Here is a 17,048-nt window from a genome sequence, read left to right on the forward strand (position 1 = left end):
CGTCACCCACGGACCTCCGTCGTGCTCAGCGCGGCGTGCAGCGCCTCGCGCCACGGGCGCAACGGCGTCAGGCCCGCCGCGGCCCACGCACTGCCGTCGAGCACCGAATACGCCGGGCGCGGGGCGGGCCGGACGAACTCGGCACTGCTGCACGGCCGCACCCGCTCGGGGTCCGCGCCGATCTCCGCGAACACGGCCCGGGCCAGATCGAACCAGGTCGCCTCCCCCGCGTTGGTGGCGTGCAGCACCCCGCCGGGCACCGGATCCGGACCGCCCGCGCGAGCGGCCAGTTCGAGCAGCGCGTCCGCGAGGTCGCGGGCGAACGTCGGAGATCCGCGCTGGTCGTCGACCACCGAGACGGTGTCGCGTTCGTGTTCGAGGCGTCGCATCGTGGCGACGAAGTCCCCGTCGTCGCCGGTGTACACCCACGCGGTGCGCACGACGTGCGCGGACGGCAACGCGGCGAGGACGCCACGTTCCCCGGCGAGCTTCGTCCGCCCGTACGCGCTGCGGGGGCCGGTCGGCGCGTCCACCCGGTACGGCTCGGTTGCGTCGCCCGCGAACACGTAGTCGGTGGAGACGTGGACGAGGTGGGCGCCCGCACGGGCGCACGCGGCGGCGAGCACCGCCGGACCGTCACCGTTCACCGCCGCGGCGCGGTCCTCGTCCGTCTCGGCAGCGTCGACCGCGGTGTAGGCGGCGCAGTTGACGACCACGTCCCCGGGCCGGACGGCGTCGGCGACGCTGCGCGGATCCGTGATGTCGAGCTCGTCGGAACCGTATCCGCGGACCGCCGTACCCGCGGCCGTGCCGCGCGCGAGCAGCTGCCGGCCGAGCTGACCGCGGGCACCGGTGATCAGAACTGTGTTCACGGCCAAAGTCTGGCACGCCGGAGAGGCTCCCGACGATGCGCCGGTGCCCGCAGTAGCCTTGGTTCCGCGCCGCCCCCACCCCGGCGTACGCCATCCGAGCCACCCGACAGGAGGACCTGCACGTGCCGCCAGAGCCGCCCACCCGCAGCGATCGGGAGAGGCCGGCGCCACGCAGGACCAGGCAGCAGACCGCGCCCGTGCAGCGTGGCCCGAGCATCGCCGCGCGGGTGTTCGAAGGTCGTCCGCTGCGCATCGCGATGGCGATGCTGGCGGCGTTGACACTGGTGGTGACCGGTTTCGCATGGCGGAGCATCGACTCCCTGCGGGCCTCGCTCGCGACGATCGGCGGTCTCGGACTCGGCGGTGGCGAGGACGGCGCCCTCGACATCCTGCTGGTCGGCACCGACAGCCGCACCGACGCGCACGGCAACGCGCTGTCGCAACGCGAACTCGACGCGCTGCGGGCCGGCGAGGAGGTCGCCAACAACACCGACACGATCATCCTGATCCGGGTGCCCAACGACGGCAGTTCCGCGACGGCCGTCTCCATCCCCCGCGATGCGTACGTCGAGGTGCCGGGAATCGGCATGTCGAAGATCAACGCGGCGTACGGCGCGACGAAGGAACTCGAGCGCATCCGACTCGTCGAGGACGGCGAATCGGACGCGACCGCGGAGAAGGACTCCTCCCGGGCCGGTCGCGAGGCCCTGATCGACACGGTGGCGAACCTGACCGGCGTCACCGTCGACCACTACGCGGAGGTCGGCCTGCTCGGATTCGTGCTGCTCACCGACGCGGTGGGCGGCGTGGACGTCTGCCTCAACAATGCGGTCGACGAGCCGCTGTCGGGCGCACGGTTCGCCGCCGGCAAGCAGACCCTGCAGGGAGCCGACGCGCTGAGCTTCGTGCGGCAACGCCACGATCTGCCGCGCGGCGACCTCGACCGCATCGTGCGACAGCAGGTGTTCATGGCGTCGCTGGTGCAGAAGGTGCTCAGCGCGAAGACGCTGAGCAATCCGTCGAAGCTGAGCCAGCTCACCGCGGCGGTGCAGCGGTCGGTGGTGCTCGACGACGACTGGGACATCCTCGATCTGGCGACACAGATGCAGGACCTGTCGGGCGGAGCGGTGCAGTTCTCCACCATTCCCGTCGAGGACATCAACGCCATGACCGACTACGGCGAGTCGGTCGTGCAGGTCGATCCGGCCGCGGTGAGGGCGTTCGTGGCGTCCCTCAGCGGTGTCGAGACCGCAGAGGCCACCGAGGTCGCCGCGACCACCGCGGTCGCACCCGACATCGACCGCTCCTCGGTGACGGTCGACGTCGCGAACGCCGGGGACGTCGCCGGTCTCGCCTCCACCGTGTCGGCCGCCCTGACCGCGGAGGGTTTCACCGAGGGTGAGGTCGGCAACTACGGGGTCGTCGGGAGCGGCGATCCGGTGGACACGTCGACGGTGTTCGCGGCCGACCCCGATTCCGACGAGGCGAAGGCCGTGGCCGCCGTGCTCGGTGGTCTCGACGTCGCCGCCGACCGGTCGCTGCCGAAGGGGCAGGTCACGGTCGTGCTGGCAGCCGGCTACGACGGCCCCGGTTCCGGTGCGTCCCGGTCGACCACCAGCACGGCCGCGTCGGAGCTGACGCCGGCCGGCGGCACCGCCACACCCGCCCCGCCCGCCGACCCGATCGACGCCGGCAACGGAACCCGCTGCGTCAACTGACCACCCGACGAAAGAGATTTCCGTGACCACCCTGACCGACGCCCTGCTCGACCCGATCCTGGCCGCCGACCCGGCAGGTCCGCGCATCACCTGGTACGACGATGCGACCGGCGCCCGCATCGAGTTGTCGGCGGTCACGCTCGCGAACTGGGCGGCGAAGACCGCCAACATGATTCGCGACGAATTCGGGCTGCTGCCCGGCGGCCGGGTCGTGGTGCTGCTGCCCGCGCACTGGCAGACGGCAGCGGTGCTCCTCGGTGCGTGGTGGGCGGGCGCCGACGTCGTGTTGGACGCCGATCCCGATGCCGAACTGGCGCTGGTCACCGCGGACCGGCTCGACGACGTCGCCGATGTCGCCGAGGTCGCGGCGCTGTCCCTCGACGCGTTCGGGATGCCGGTGCCGAACCTGCCGGTCGGGGTGACCGACTACGCCACGCACGTGCGCATGCACGGCGATCAATTCCGGTCGTCCGGCGACGCCGGGGCCGCGCTCGACGGACGGTCGTCTGCCGAAATTCTTTCCGCTGCACGCGAATCCGCATCGTCGTCCGGGATCGGCAGCGGCGACCGGGTGCTGTCGGGTCGCGAATGGTCCACCGCCGACGACCTGATCTCGGGGCTGCTCGCGGTCCTCGCGGCCGGCGCGTCGCTGGTGCAGGTGAGCAACCCCGACGCCGACGCCACTGAACGGCGGGTCGCAACGGAGAAGATCACCGTCCGGCTCGACTGAACGGTCGCCCCACCCGCGCGCTCCCTCTCCCCCGGGTTTCCGAGCGAATGTATCGCTCGTCTCCTTCGATCGAGTGAATGTACCGCTCGCTCAGGGCGTTCAGGGGCGCTCGGGGCGCTCAGGAAGGTAGCCGCCGTCGGCGAGGCCGGCTTCGACCTCGAATCGGTTGCGCGGACCCGGGTTCCGCATCTCCTCGACGAGATATCGCACCGCGAATCCCACCCCGAACCGTGCCCACTGGTCGGCATGGACCGCCTCGTGGCGCAGCAACCGGTCCGACGGCCACCGGCTCGTGAGGAAGACTCCACCGATCGTGGTACCGCCGCGGGCGAATCCGAACCGCAGACCTGTGCACACGTAGAGACCGGACCGCTCGTCGAATCCGATCGTCGCGCCGCACAACCGCGCCCAGCACAGCGCCAGCACCGTCACGATCCGCGCGGACGGCACGCCCCGCGACGCCCGCGTCATCCTGCCCGTTCCTGCCACGCCGGGAGCGTAACCGGTCAGGACCCGTCACCTCGCGCCCGGACGATCGCGGTCGCGGTGAGTGCGACGGTCCGGTCCTCGTCCCGCGCGAGCCGGTCGAGAACGTCGCGGGCTGCGCGGCCGGGGATCTCGGCGAGCGCCTGCGCCAGACGCAGCCGAGCGGCACCGTCGGCGGCGTCACCCAATCGGTGTTCGAGCGCGGACACGACGTCCTCGGCCGCGATCGGACCGCCGGCCAGTGTCCCGAGTGTCTCGGCGGCTTCGACGTCGCGCCGGCCCTCGACGACGAGATCGACGAGCCCCGGGAGCGCGTCGGCGCTGCCGCGGGACCCCAGCGCCAGGGCGGCGCGACCGCGGATCGTGGTGTCGGGATCGTCGAGTGCGCGACGCAGCAGCCTCGCCGCGTCCGCGTCCGGCACCGCGGCGATCGCCGTGATCGCGCGCCGTCGCACCTCGACGTCCGGCAAATCCAGGCCGGCTTCCAGTTCGGGCAGGCCGTGCCCGTCGGCGCGGACGAGCGCCCACTGCAGCGCCCCGGCGACGTTCGGATCGTCCTCGGCGAGCAGGGCTTCGACCAGCGCGGCAACAGGTACCGGTGCCGACTCGTCCTGTGTCAGGACGGCTCGCTGCCGGTGACCTCCCGAGTCCGATTCGAGCGCGTGCAGCAACGACACGACCTGCAGCACGTCGCTCCAGTCCGCGGGAGCGGAGGCGTCGACCCGCAGCAACCGGGCGAGCAGTTCCTCTTCGGCGCGGATCCGGGCGCGGGTGTGCCCGATGAGGTCCGCGACCAGGGTGGCCGGTGCGAAGCCCGGCTCGTCGAGTGCCCGCTTGGCGTCGGTGAGCGACAACCCGAGGGTGCGCAGGCATTCGACGTGGAACAGCCGCCGGATGTCGTCCGCGGAGTACTCGCGGTACCCACCGGTCGTGCGACCGGTGGGTACCACCAGCCCGAGCGTGTCGTAGTGACGCAGCATGCGGACGCTGACACCGGAGCGTCGTGAGACTTCCCCGATCAGCACTGCGCGACCTCCCCCGTCACGACTTCGGCCATCAGGATCCCTCCGGTCCGGTCACCGCCACCCGCTTCGCCGTTTCCGGATCAACGGTCACCCGCTTCGCGGCTTCCGGATCAACGGTCACCCGCTTCGCGGCTTCCGGATCAACGGTCACCCGCTTCGCGGCTTCCACGGACAACGCGAATGCACTGTCGGGGTCACGATAGAGCGCTTCGGTGGCGGCGGCATGCGCGCGGATCTTCGCATCCGGACTTGCCTTCGCCGCGTCCAGCACCGGGAGCATCGGCTCGCCCAGCCCGACCAGTGCCCGGGACAGGCTGCGCTGCAGCTCCCGGTCACCCCGCCCGAGCGCGGCCCCGAGGTCGGCGGCAAGCTCGCCCTCGACGCCGGCCGGTACGAGCGCCAGGGCCGCACGCCACGCGCTGCGTGCGACGTCGTCGTCCCGGTCGTGCAGCCGCGCCGACACATCGGGCCAGGCCCGCCCGTCCCCGATCTTCGACAGCGTGTGCAAGGCCTGACTGCAGGCCTGCGCATTCCCGGATCGCACCTCGTCGAGCAGCCTCGGCACGGTGACGTCGGCGGGCATCCGGCACAGTGCCCAGGTGAGCATGTCGCGGACGTAGAAGTCCGGTTCCACGGCACACCGGCCCACCAGGATCTCCACCAGGTGCGGCTCGGGATCGGTCCCGGCGCGCAGCGCCGCCCTCAGCCGCGTCGACGGGGCCGCATCGGACAGTGCCTCCACCAGCTGCGCCTCCACCTGCGCGGAATCGGTTCGGCCGTAACGGGTTGTGTTCACGACAACCACCTCCTTCCGCGACCAGTGGAAGCCCTGACACCGTGTGAGGGTCAAGTGGTGTGAGGGTCAAGCACCGAGCGCAGCGACCGGTGGGACGCGGCTCGCGCGCAGTGCCGGAATGAGCGACGCGATCACCCCGGCAAGACCACCGGCGACGACGATCCCGGCGAGTTGCAGCCACGGCACACCGCCGAAGCCGATCTTGCCGGGTCCGATGACCGATGCCGTGCCCGCCGTGCCGAGAAGCAGCCCGAGCGTCACGCCGAGCGCGGACGCGACCGCCGCGACGAGCAGCGCTTCGCGCATCAGCAGGCTCCGCACCCCGGACCGGGACAACCCGATCGCCCGGAGCATCGCGGTTTCGCGTCGGCGTTCGAGCACCGACAGCGCCATGGTGTTGCCGACCCCGATCAGCGCGATCACCACCGCGACGGACAGCAGGCCGCCGACGATCAGCAGCATCGTGTCGAGCACCTTCTCGATCATGCGGCGCATGGCCACCACACCGGCGACCTCACCGCCGGGGACGACCGTCGCCGCGACGCGGGTCACCTCGTCGGTGACGGCGACGAGTGCGTCGTCGGTCATGCCGTCGTCGAAGCGCAGCCACACGGAGTCGGCCGGTACCGGGCCGGCGACCTCCCGCAGGTCGGCGAGGTCGATCAGGGAGGGTTCGCCGGCGGACGTCGCCGTGACCGACAACTCGCGGGCTCCGCTCGGGCCGGTGACGGTGACGGTGCTGCCGTCGGCGGCAGCGAGGCTGTCGGCGAGCGACTGCTCGAGCACGATCGTGCCCGGCTCCGGCAGGCGGACGTCGGCACGGACCGTCGTTGCGGCAGTGGTCGTGTCGACACCCGTCACGGCAACCTCGGTTCCGGCGACGGTAATCTTCGCGGCGGCGGTCTCGGTGGCGGCACGCACCCCCTCGACGCCGGTGAACAGCTCTGCCGCACCGGAGGGAACCCCGTCCGACGGTGCCTCGACGATGGCGTCGACCGGGAAGTTGTCGTCGACGATTCCGGGTGCCCCGGCCTTGAGCGTGCCGGTGCCGACCACGATCGTCGACGTCAGGGTGATGCCGATGAGCAGTGCGGTCGCGGTGGCCGCGGTGCGTCGCGGGTTGCGGACGGCGTTGCCCGCGGCGAGGGCGGCGACGGGACCGCCGAACCGGCCCGTGGCCCGCCCGACCGCGCCGACCGCGACAGGAACGAGTCGCCGAGACGCGAGGACCACCCCGACGAACACCAGCACCCCGCCGGGACAGGCGATCATCACGTTCGCGCCGGCGACGCCGACGACGAGCAGCGCCGCACCCGAGACGAGGGCGAGCGCCGCGCAGACACGGCGCATCCGCGAGTCCGCCACGGGTTCGGGTTGCGTCTCGATCGGGTGCAACGCGGCCAGCGCCGGGATCCGCGTGGCCCGGCGGGCCGGGCCGCTCGCCGCGACCACCGTGACGACGGTGCCGAGCACGATGCCGGCCACGACGGTGATCGGGCCGATCGCGATCGAGGTCAGCGGGATCGGCACGTCCGCGGCCCGTGCCAGCGCGACCACCAGCGCCGCGAGACCGCATCCGGCGAGCACACCCAACGTGGCGGAGACGAGACCCACGACGAGGGCTTCGCCGCGCACACTGCGCCGCACCTGTTTCGCCGACACTCCCACGCATCGCATGAGTGCGAGTTCGCGGGTGCGGGCTGCGAGCAGGACCGCGAAGGTGTTGGCGATGACGAGACCGGCGACGACGACCGCGATCGCGACGAAACACAGCAGCACGTCGCGCAGCACCGAGATGTTGCCGACGTTTGCTCCGGCGACCTCGGTGGCACGGTCGGCGCCGGAGACGACATGCACACCGGGCAGGGCCGCGGCCAGCGCGTCGACGAGGCCGTCCCCGTCGCCGGCGACCCGCAGTTCCACCTCCGCGTCGGCGCCCGCCCAGGAGCGCACCTGCGCGGTCTCGCCGAACACGAGCCCGGAGTCCATGGCCTGCGGTGTGCCGTCGAGGTCGACGGTGCCGACGACCGTGACGAGGTCGGGCGCAGCGTCGGAGGCGGCAGCGTCGGAGGCGATGACGGTGAGCGCTTCGCCCAGCGCGTATCGCGATCCCGAACCGACGACCACCTCGCCGGGACCGCCGGGCCAGCGACCGTCGGCGAGCCGCTGCCAGCGCAACGAATCGTCCGGGGCCAGGCTGGTCACCCTGGCCGATTCGGGAATTCCCTCGGCCCCCACGATCCGGACGTATCCCGTCACGTCCAGCACCGCCGCGCGCACACCGGGTACCGCGGCGGCGGCCGCCGCCGTGTGCTCCGGAGCGACGTCCGGCTCGGAACCTCGCGCATGGTCGAGGACCGCTGCGGCTGCAACCCCTTCGTATTGGGCGGCAGTCGCTTTCGTGATCGAGGTGTTCACGGTGTCGCCGAGCACGAGGGTGCCGACGGCGAACGCGACGGACACGATCACGGCGAGGGCGGACGCGATGTAGCGGCCGCGGTGGGCGCGAGCCTGGGCCAGAACGAGATGCATCATCGCGCCACCACACCGACCGCGCCGAGGCCACGCATCGCGTCGAGCACGGAATCCGCTGTGGGATCCGCTATTTCACCGGCGAGTCGTCCGTCGGCGAGGAGCACCACCCGGTCCGAGTACGACGCAGCGACCGGATCGTGGGTGACCATGACGACGGTCTGGCCGGTCTCGCGCACACTCGACCGCAGCAGCGCGAGCACCTCGGCGCCGGCCTGCGAATCCAGGTTCCCGGTCGGTTCGTCCGCGAAGATCACGTCGGGCTGCGGCAGCAGGGCCCGCGCGACGGCGACCCGCTGCTGCTGTCCCCCGGACATCTCGTGGGGCAGGTGATCGAGACGGTCCGTCAGGCCGAGGCGCCCGACGACCTCGTCGAACCACTGTGGTGCGGGCCGGGTTCCGGCCAGTCGCATCGGCAGCAGGATGTTGTCGCGGGCGGTGAGCACGGGCAGCAGGTTGAACGCCTGGAACACGAAACCGATACGGTCGCGGCGCAATCCGGTGAGCACCGCGTCCGATGCCGTGCTGATCTCGATCGCCGCGCTGTTCTCGGCTGCCGCGCCGCTCCCGGCTCCGCCGTGCAACACCACCCGACCGCCGTCGACGCCGTCGAGTCCTGCCAGCACATGCATGAGCGTGGACTTGCCGGACCCCGACGGGCCCATGATCGCGGTGAACCGGCCGCGCTCGAACTCGACCGAAACACCGTCCAGGGCACGGACTTCGACGTCGCCGTGACCGTAGACACGGACCACGTCGTGCGCCGAGCAGGCGGGCGCGAAAGCTCTGATGGAAGTCATGCTCCGACAGTAGGAATCACTGCGATCCCGACGCATCGGCGCGACACCCGATCCTGCGGCGCCGAGCGTCATACCGGGGTATGACGCGCCGCTGCCACCGGCGATACCGGGGTCCTACTGCGCGGTGTGCAGCAGCTCGTCCGGACGCACCAGCCCCGCGCGGAAGGCGAACAGCACGGCCTGCACCCGGTCACGCGAACCGGTCTTGGCGAGCACCCGGCCGACATGGGTCTTGACGGTCGCCGCGGACAACACGAACCGTTCCGCGATCTCGCCGTTGCTCAAACCGTGGGCCATCGCGGTGAGCACCTCGACCTCGCGCGGGGTGAGATCGTCCGGAAGGTCCACGTACGTGTCCTTCGTCGCGGCGGTCTGTTCGAGCATGGGCGACACGTGCCGGAGCAGACGCCGGGTCGCGCGCGGGGCCATGACCGCGTCACCGCGATGCACGGTGCGCACCGCGTCGAGCAGATCCTCCGGCGGCGCATCCTTGAGCAGGAATCCGCTCGCACCGGCCGCGATGGCCTGAACGACGTAGTCGTCGTTGTCGAAGGTGGTGAGCACCACCACCTTCGGTGCCTCGGGGTCGGCGAGCAGGGTGCGGGTCGCCGAGATCCCGTCGACCCGCGGCATCTGCACATCCATGAGCACGACGTCCGCGCGGACGCGCCCGAGTTCGATCAGCGCGGCCGCGCCGTCGGACGCTTCGGCGACGACGACGATGTCCGGCTGGGATTCGAGCACCATGCGCAGGCCGGCGCGAACGAGCTGCTGGTCGTCGACGAGTGCGACGCGGATGGGTGCGGTGGGTTCGGTCGGTGCGGCGGGTTCGGTCATCGCTGCCACCCTATGCGGGGAGCTCGGCGCGCACACGATAGCCACCCCCGTCGCGTGGTCCCGCGACGGCACGTCCACCGTGTAGGCGGGCGCGTTCCTCGACCCCGGTCAGACCCTGCCCACCGGGCGGCGACTGCACGAGGGCGGCGGCACCACGCCCGTCGTCGACGACCTCCACGACCAGCACGTCCGGCCGCCAGTCCAGCCTGACGTCGGCGTGCGCGTGGGGCCCTGCATGCTTGAGCACGTTCGTCAGCGACTCCTGCACGATCCGGTAGACCGACAACTGCGTTCCGACCGGAAGGTCGCGGGCCTGCCCGGCGACGGTGTACGTCACGTCCAGGCCGCTACCGCGCATCTGACCGACGAGCGCGTCGAGGTCGTCGAGACCGGGGGTCGCTGTGAACTCGCGGGGCGTGTCCTCGCGCAGCACCGACAGCAGCGACCGCATGTCGGACAGGGCGCGGCGCCCGGTTTCGGCGATCGTGGTGAGCGCACCGGCCGCCGCCTCGGGATCGGCTGCGGCCGCGTACCGGCCGCCGTCGGCCTGCGCGATCATCGCGGTGAGCGAGTGCGCGACGATGTCGTGCATCTCCCGCGCGATGCGGGTGCGTTCCTGGGTGGCCGCCAGTTCCGCCTCCTTGAGCCGGTCGAGTTCGAGCAGACGGTTGCGTTCGGTCAGCGACTCCATCTCGCGCAGCCGCAGTCCCCGCATCCGGCCGAACGCCCAGATGCCGGCGAGGAGCACCGCGACGAACACCGCCGCCGCGACCGTCTCGAAGAGGGTGCGGCCCTCGTACTGCCCCATGTACTTCACCCCGGCCGCCGCACCGCCGATCGCCGCCGCGGCGAGCGCACCGTTCGCGGCCCAGCGCGGCGCGTAGGCGGCGAGCGCGTACACCGAGGCCGGCACAGCGATCGGGACGATCACGGACATCTGCGGCAGCACCAGCAGGTGCGCGTACGCCGCCGCCGCGACCAGCCCCCCGGACAACACCGGTCGGGTGCGCCGCCACGCCAGCGGACCGGTCAGCGCGAGCGCCACCAGCACCCCGCGCGCACCCTCGTGCCCGGTCACCGCTCCGGCGACGCCGGCCATCGCCAGCAGGACGGCGACGACCCCGTCGATCGTCGCGACGTGGGCACGGCTCCACCGGCTCCATCGCTCGATCAACGGGGTCGTCTGCACGGAACCGCCGGGTTCAGCCGAGCAGCTTCTGCCGCAGCGCGTCGTCCTTCTCGAGCACCATCTGCTCGAGGCCGGCCTGGAAGCGTTCCATCTGCTCACGCAGCGCCGGATCGGAGGCGCCGAGGATGCGGGCGGCGAGCAGGCCGGCGTTGCGGGCTCCGCCGATCGACACGGTCGCGACGGGAACACCGGCGGGCATCTGCACGATCGACAGCAGCGAATCCATGCCGTCGAGGTACTTGAGCGGCACAGGGACACCGATCACGGGCAGCGCCGTCGCGGAGGCCACCATGCCCGGCAGGTGCGCGGCGCCACCGGCACCCGCGATGATCACCTTGATGCCGCGACCGGCCGCCGACTTCGCGTAGTCGAGCATGCGCTGCGGGGTGCGGTGCGCCGAGACGACCCCGACCTCGAATCGGATCCCGAACTCGGCCAGCGCCTCCGCTGCGGCCTCCATCGTCGGCCAATCCGAGTCGCTGCCCATGATCAGGCCGACCTGTGCGCCCTGCGCCACGTCACTCACCCTGCTCTCCCGTGTGTTCGTTCCAACCGTCGGTCCATACGCCGTGCGAGAGCCAGTGCGCGGCCCGTTCGGCACGCTCGCGGACCGCCGCCACGTACTGCGGATCGGTGATGGATCCGGACGGGTCGCCGAGCACGTTGACGTGCCCGATCTTGCGGTCCTTGCGTTCACCCTTGCCGTACAGGTGCACACGCACGTCGGGCATCCGCGCGAACAGATGGTGCAGGCGCTCGTCCATGCTCATCTCCGGCGCCTCTGGCGCGCCGAGCACGTTCGCCATCACCGTGACCGGGGCGAGCGGCGTGGTGTCGCCGAGCGGATAGTCCAGGACCGCGCGCAGGTGCTGCTCGAACTGTCCGGTGCGGGCACCGTCCATACCCCAGTGGCCCGAGTTGTGCGGACGCATCGCCAGTTCGTTGACGACGAGTTCGCCGCCCTCCGTCTCGAACAGTTCGACGGCCATCACGCCCACGACGCCGAGTTCCCCGGCGATGCGCAACGCGAGCTGCTCGGCCGCCGTCTCCACGTCCTCCGGCAGGTCCGGGGCGGGTGCGATGACGACCGCGCACTGCCCGTCGCGCTGCACCGTCTCGACGACCGGCCACGACGCGCCCTGCCCGAACGGGGACCGGGCGACCATCGCGGACAGCTCGCGGCGCCACGACACCTTCTCCTCGGCCAGCAACGGCACCCCGGCGGCGAGCCGATCCTCGACGACGGCCTCGAGTTCCTGCTGATCGTCGAGGATCCACACGCCACGGCCGTCGTACCCGCCGCGGGCAGCCTTGAGCACATAGGGCCAGCCCAGCTTCTCGCGCGCGGCCTTCGCATCGGCGACGGACCGGATGACCGCGAACTTCGGCATCGGGACGCCCAGGTCACCGAGCCGCTCACGCATGGCGATCTTGTCCTGCGCGTAGATCAGGGCCTGCGGCGGCGGGAGCACGTTGACGCCCTCGGCCTGCAGCACCTTCAGGTGCTCGGTGGGAACGCCCTCGTGGTCGAAGGTCAGGGCGTGTGCGCCGATCGCGGCGCTGCGCAGTGCCTCGAGATCGTTGTGGCTGCCGAGCACCACGTCGGGGCTGACGCGGGCGGCGGGTTCGTCCGCGCTGCCCGCCAGGACCCGCAGGGTCTGGCCGAGGGCGATCGCGGCCTGATGGGTCATCCGGGCGAGCTGGCCGCCGCCGATCATCGTCACGACGGGCATTCCGCCGGTCAGCGCGCGGGGGGTGTCGGATCTGGGGGGCGAATCAGGTCTACCGGTCACGACTGTCCATGGTGTCACATCGGAAGACCGGCACTGCTGCACCGTGCGCGTGCACGCTGTCACAGCGTGTGAGGCGCCCGACACATTCCTGTGCTAATACTGAAAATTTCATCCGGATGCGAAAGTCTGCGATCCGGTTTCGTAGACTTGTCCGAGTGTCTTTCGTCGATGTCGCCATGAACCGCGTTCCCCAGCCGCTGCGAGGCCTGCTCCTGCGGCACAGCGAGCTGGTCAAGTTCGCCATCGTCGGCGGCACGACCTTCGTCATCGACTCGGGCATCTTCTACACCCTCAAGCTGACAGTGCTGGAGGAGAAGCCGGTGACGGCCAAGATCATCGCCGGCATCATCGCGGTGATCTGCTCCTACATCTTCAACCGCGAATGGTCGTTCAAGAACCGCGGTGGCCGTGAACGTGCCCACGAGGCGTTCCTGTTCTTCTTCGTCAGCGGCATCGGTGTCGTACTCAGCTTCATCCCGCTGTGGATCTCGAGCTACGTGTTCGGGCTGCGGGTACCCGAGGTGAGCCTGACGGTCGAGAACATCGCCGACTTCATCAGCGCCTACATCATCGGGAACCTGCTGCAGATGGCGTTCCGCTTCTACTGCTTCAAGCGGTTCGTCTTCCCCGAGGAAACCGGCCCCGACGCCGAACTCGGCGAGCTCGCCGAGGAACAGATCGGACGCTGACCCACCCGCTGCTGCCGGCACACCGGTTCAGCGAGGCTCCCGACTCGCATCCGAGGTCCCGTGCCCGCGGTCCCGGGACGTGCCGAGGAACAACGCGAACAGCGCCGGCCTCCGCCGTTGCAGTTCGAGCCGGCCGCCGTCGGCGGAGACCAGCGCGCGGGCGAGCGCCAGCCCCACCCCCGTCGATCCGCTACCGGAGAACCCGCGATCGAAGATGTGCGGGGCGAGTTCGTCGCTGACACCCTCCCCCTCGTCGGTCACTTCCACACACACCGTGTCGTCGCCCGCCCGCCGCACCGAGACCGTGCAGGTCCCGCCGCCGTGGACCAGCGCGTTGTCGACCAGCACGGCCACGGCCTCACGCAGGCGCGAGCCGGTCACGGTCGAGCGCAACGCCGGGTTGCCCCGCAACACCAGATCGCGTCCGGCCTCCCGGAACGGTCCGCGCCAATCCGCGATGACCCCCGACATCTCCCCCACCACCGACACCTCGGTGCGCAGGGCGGAGCCGCTGTCGCGGGACTGTCGCACCAGATCGTCGATCGCGGCGGTGAGCCGGTCCACCTGGGCCATGGCGGCCTCGGCTTCCTCCACGACCGCAGGATCGGAGTGCGTGGACAGTTCGTCGAGCCGCAACCGCACCGCGGTCAACCGCGAACGCAGCTGGTGCGACACGTCACCGACGAGCATGTGCTCGCGCTGCAGGCGCCCCGCGATCTCCACCGCGGCGGCATCGAGCACGTCGGAAACCCGATCGAGCTCCGGGATACGGTGCCGTCGCGGATCCGGCCGGAAGTCGCCCTGGGTCAGTCGCGCCGCGCGTGCGGCGACGTCGCGCAGCGGATCGGACAGGCGCCGCGCGGTGACGACGGCGACGATCGCGCCGGCTACCACGGTCAACAAGACGATCGTGGCCACGGCCGCCAGGACCTGCCGTTGCACGGTGCGCACGCCCGCCGACGGCGCCTCCAGCCGCAACGACCCGGATGTGCCCAGCGACAGGGACTCCAGGATCGGCGCCGAGACTGCCGGAGCGCCGATGTCGAGACGGGCAGCGGCGTCCTCCGGGGTCGGATAGACGATCACCAGGCGGCCGCCGTCGGGCACGAGCAGACGCATCGAACTCGTGTCGAGGCCGCCGGCGATCACCCCCTCCGCGCCTTCCTGGGCGATGATCTCGGAGGCCATCAGCTCCAGCCGTCCCTGCAGATCCCGGCGCATGGTGTCCTCGACGAACAGGTACGCGGTGTAGGCGAGCGGAAGGCCGAGCAACAGCGCGACGAGCAGCACCACGGCGAGAACCGCGATGAGAATGCGACGACGCACGAGCGGCCCCGGCTAGTCGGTGTTCACTCGGAAACCGACACCGCGGACGGTCGCGATGCGGCGTTCCCCGGCCGGCCCCTCGTCGCCGATCTTCCGGCGCAGCCACGACATGTGCATGTCCAGAGTCTTGGAACCACGCAGGTCGACGTCTCCCCACACCTCCTGGAGGATCGCGTCCCGCGAGACGACCTGCCCGGCGTGTTCGAGCAACACCCGCAGCAGCTCGTACTCCTTGTTGGCGAGGACGACCTCGGAACCGTCGACGAGCACGCGCCGCGCGGCGCGTTCGAGCCGGATCCCGGCGACCTCGACCACGTCGTCGGTGTCACCGCCGCCCCGGCGGCGCAGCAACGCCCGCACACGCGCCATCAGTTCGGCGAGGCGGAACGGTTTGCCGACGTAGTCGTCGGCGCCCGCGTCGAGACCGACGACGAAATCGACCTCGTCGGTGCGAGCGGTGAGCATGAGTACGGCCAGGTCGGAGCGGTTGGTCCGGATCTGCCGGCACACCTCGAGACCGTCCATACCGGGCAGTCCGAGGTCGAGGATCAGCAGCTCGTACCGGCCGGACAGGGCCTCTTCCAGTGCGGCGGGGCCTTCCTGGGCGATCGTCACCTCGTACCCCTCGCGACCGAGGGCTCGCGAGAGGGGCGCGGCGATGGCTTCGTCGTCTTCGGCGAGCAGGACAGCGGTCACGGAACCAGGGTACGGATCCGCCGGGGGCGCTGTCCGAATTACCACGCTTTGCGGCCGGTGCCCCCACCCGAGTCGTCACGTCCCCGGTCGTCACCGCCCCGATCGTCGCGGTACTCGCCGGTCCCGTAACCGCCCCTGTCGGCGCTGCTGTCGAACGCCTGCCGGTAGAGCAGCGTGTGCACGGTCTGCACGTCGGGGATGTCGTCGAATTCGAGCGGATCGTCGGCCGCGGAGACGATCACCAGGGTGCCGGTACGCAGCATGCGGTCCACGATGCCGTGCCGGAACTGCACGTTGCTGATGCGACCCATCGGAATGTCGATGCCGGTGTGGGTGATCACGCCCTGCCGCACGAGGACCCGCCGGTCGGTGACGATGAAGTGCGTCGTGAGCCACCGCACGAGGGGCGCGACACAACGCCAGCCGACGAGAACGACCCACAACACCAGGACCGCGACGGTCAGGACACCGGCCGCGGCGCCTTCGAGACGCGTACCGGCGACACCGAGCAGGAAGCCCGCGACCGCGGTTGTCAGCAGGAAGATCGCGGTGGGGACGATGAGCATCTTCCAATGCGGATGCCGGTGCAGCAGCAGCTCTTCGTCGACGGCGAGTGCGTCCTCGGGGTAGCCCATGCCGCCGAGGATCGCACGTCGCGCGACCGGAGGTCAGCCCACGGGTCGCAGATGGGTGATGTCGCCCGCGGCGATCGCCACCGGGTCGCCGTCGCGGTCGGGACGGACGACGATCCGACCCTGCTCGTCGATGTCGACGGCGACGCCGTGCAGTTCGGTGTCGCCGGGCAGGACCGCCCGCACCCGCTGTCCGACGGTGCTGCACCGTTCGCGGTAGGCGTCGGCGAGTGCCGCGGTGTCCCAGTCGTGGTCGTGCCACCGACGCATCCGCTCGGCCAGGTTGGTCAGCAGCACCTGCGCGAGGCGGGTGCGGTCGAGGTCGGTGGCTCCCGCCAGCATCAGCGACGTCGCGGTCGGCACCGGCAGTTCGTCCTCGGCCAGCGAGACGTTGAGGCCGATGCCGACGACGACCGCGGGGACGGGTGCGGTCGCGGCGATCTCGACGAGGATTCCGGCGACCTTGCGGCCGTCGACGAGCACGTCGTTGGGCCATTTCAGTTCGGCGGGCACGCCGGTGACCGAACGGACGGTGTCGACGGTCGCGATTCCGGCGAGCAGCGGCAGCCAGCCGAGGTCGGCGAGGTCCACCCCGGGCAGGGTGACGAGTACGGAGGCGATCACCTGCGCGTTCGGAGTGCCCTCGAACCGGCGCGAGTGCCGTCCGCGGCCGCCGGACTGGAATTCGGCGAGCAGCGCGCGCGGCGCGTCGCCTTCACCTGCGACGGCGAGCAGATCGGCGTTGGTCGATCCGGTTTCCTCGACGACGTCGAGCCGCCGGTAGAACGCGGCGGGTCCGGTGGCCGCGACCAGGGCGTCGCGCAGGTGCTCGACGTCGAGCGGGGCGCGCAGCGCGGCCGGATCTGTCGAGGCGGGACGAGGGGATTGCGGGTCCGGGGACATGCTCACAGCCTAGGGCCGGATGGC

16 protein-coding genes and 1 pseudogene are annotated in these 17,048 nt (G+C 71.2%); 3 read left to right on the top strand and 14 right to left on the bottom strand.

What is annotated here, in order from left to right:
• Positions 1–2: 2 nt before the first annotated feature.
• Positions 3–872, bottom strand: a complete 870-nt coding sequence (gene rfbD, locus ACWDTS_RS07780) for a dTDP-4-dehydrorhamnose reductase (protein WP_248673258.1) — start codon at positions 870–872, stop codon at positions 3–5.
• A gap of 257 nt (positions 873–1,129) precedes the next feature.
• Here rfbD and ACWDTS_RS07785 point away from each other — a divergent pair, with 257 nt between their 5' ends.
• Together ACWDTS_RS07785 and ACWDTS_RS07790 are read left to right on the top strand one after the other, a co-directional pair.
• Positions 1,130–2,590, top strand: coding sequence for an LCP family protein (locus ACWDTS_RS07785; RefSeq protein WP_450117961.1), 1,461 nt, complete (start codon positions 1,130–1,132; stop codon positions 2,588–2,590).
• 22 nt (positions 2,591–2,612) lie between these two features.
• The gene (locus ACWDTS_RS07790) at positions 2,613–3,320 is read left to right on the top strand and encodes a TIGR03089 family protein (protein WP_450108615.1); all 708 of its coding nucleotides are present in this window, start codon (positions 2,613–2,615) and stop codon (positions 3,318–3,320) included.
• 99 nt (positions 3,321–3,419) lie between these two features.
• On the opposite strand, the gene ACWDTS_RS07795 is transcribed toward ACWDTS_RS07790, so the two are convergent.
• From ACWDTS_RS07795 to ACWDTS_RS07835, 9 genes are all read right to left on the bottom strand, one after another.
• The gene (locus ACWDTS_RS07795) at positions 3,420–3,791 is read right to left on the bottom strand and encodes a hypothetical protein (RefSeq protein ID WP_450117962.1); all 372 of its coding nucleotides are present in this window, start codon (positions 3,789–3,791) and stop codon (positions 3,420–3,422) included.
• A 35-nt stretch (positions 3,792–3,826) separates the two neighbouring features.
• Complete coding sequence (locus tag ACWDTS_RS07800; protein ID WP_450108616.1) at positions 3,827–4,831, bottom strand: HEAT repeat domain-containing protein; 1,005 nt, start codon at positions 4,829–4,831, stop codon at positions 3,827–3,829.
• A 31-nt stretch (positions 4,832–4,862) separates the two neighbouring features.
• On the bottom strand, positions 4,863–5,636 hold the full coding sequence (locus ACWDTS_RS07805; RefSeq protein ID WP_450108691.1) for a HEAT repeat domain-containing protein: 774 nt from the start codon (positions 5,634–5,636) through the stop codon (positions 4,863–4,865).
• Between the two features lie 57 nt (positions 5,637–5,693).
• Positions 5,694–8,162: an FtsX-like permease family protein gene (locus ACWDTS_RS07810; protein ID WP_450108617.1), complete on the bottom strand. Its 2,469-nt coding sequence runs from the start codon at positions 8,160–8,162 to the stop codon at positions 5,694–5,696.
• Positions 8,159–8,959, bottom strand: coding sequence for an ABC transporter ATP-binding protein (locus ACWDTS_RS07815; RefSeq protein ID WP_197253076.1), 801 nt, complete (start codon positions 8,957–8,959; stop codon positions 8,159–8,161). The genes ACWDTS_RS07810 and ACWDTS_RS07815 overlap by 4 nt, the downstream gene beginning before the upstream one ends.
• A gap of 114 nt (positions 8,960–9,073) precedes the next feature.
• The gene (locus ACWDTS_RS07820) at positions 9,074–9,796 is read right to left on the bottom strand and encodes a response regulator transcription factor (protein ID WP_197253075.1); all 723 of its coding nucleotides are present in this window, start codon (positions 9,794–9,796) and stop codon (positions 9,074–9,076) included.
• Positions 9,797–9,806: 10 nt separating this feature from the next.
• On the bottom strand, positions 9,807–10,985 hold the full coding sequence (locus ACWDTS_RS07825) for a sensor histidine kinase (protein WP_197253074.1): 1,179 nt from the start codon (positions 10,983–10,985) through the stop codon (positions 9,807–9,809).
• Between the two features lie 13 nt (positions 10,986–10,998).
• The gene (gene purE / locus ACWDTS_RS07830) at positions 10,999–11,511 is read right to left on the bottom strand and encodes a 5-(carboxyamino)imidazole ribonucleotide mutase (RefSeq protein WP_197253073.1); all 513 of its coding nucleotides are present in this window, start codon (positions 11,509–11,511) and stop codon (positions 10,999–11,001) included.
• Complete coding sequence (locus ACWDTS_RS07835; RefSeq protein ID WP_307846320.1) at positions 11,504–12,778, bottom strand: 5-(carboxyamino)imidazole ribonucleotide synthase; 1,275 nt, start codon at positions 12,776–12,778, stop codon at positions 11,504–11,506. Before ACWDTS_RS07835 ends, purE begins: the two co-directional genes overlap by 8 nt.
• 176 nt (positions 12,779–12,954) lie before the next feature.
• On the opposite strand from ACWDTS_RS07835, the pseudogene ACWDTS_RS07840 reads away from it, so the two are divergent.
• Positions 12,955–13,434: pseudogene (locus tag ACWDTS_RS07840) on the top strand (GtrA family protein); the annotation flags it as partial.
• Positions 13,435–13,494: 60 nt separating this feature from the next.
• Here the strand turns inward: ACWDTS_RS07840 and ACWDTS_RS07845 are convergent.
• Genes ACWDTS_RS07845 through ACWDTS_RS07860 form a run of 4 tightly spaced genes read right to left on the bottom strand, consistent with a single transcriptional unit; the run spans position 13,495 to position 17,024 of the window.
• The gene (locus ACWDTS_RS07845; protein WP_248673252.1) at positions 13,495–14,793 is read right to left on the bottom strand and encodes a sensor histidine kinase; all 1,299 of its coding nucleotides are present in this window, start codon (positions 14,791–14,793) and stop codon (positions 13,495–13,497) included.
• Between the two features lie 12 nt (positions 14,794–14,805).
• On the bottom strand, positions 14,806–15,489 hold the full coding sequence (locus ACWDTS_RS07850) for a response regulator transcription factor (protein WP_197253070.1): 684 nt from the start codon (positions 15,487–15,489) through the stop codon (positions 14,806–14,808).
• A 38-nt stretch (positions 15,490–15,527) separates the two neighbouring features.
• Positions 15,528–16,124, bottom strand: a complete 597-nt coding sequence (locus tag ACWDTS_RS07855) for a PH domain-containing protein (RefSeq protein ID WP_197253069.1) — start codon at positions 16,122–16,124, stop codon at positions 15,528–15,530.
• Positions 16,125–16,157: 33 nt separating this feature from the next.
• Complete coding sequence (locus tag ACWDTS_RS07860) at positions 16,158–17,024, bottom strand: biotin--[acetyl-CoA-carboxylase] ligase (protein ID WP_248673251.1); 867 nt, start codon at positions 17,022–17,024, stop codon at positions 16,158–16,160.
• Positions 17,025–17,048 lie beyond the last annotated feature (24 nt).

The sequence above is a fragment of the Rhodococcus sp. NPDC003383 genome, from assembly GCF_053589115.1.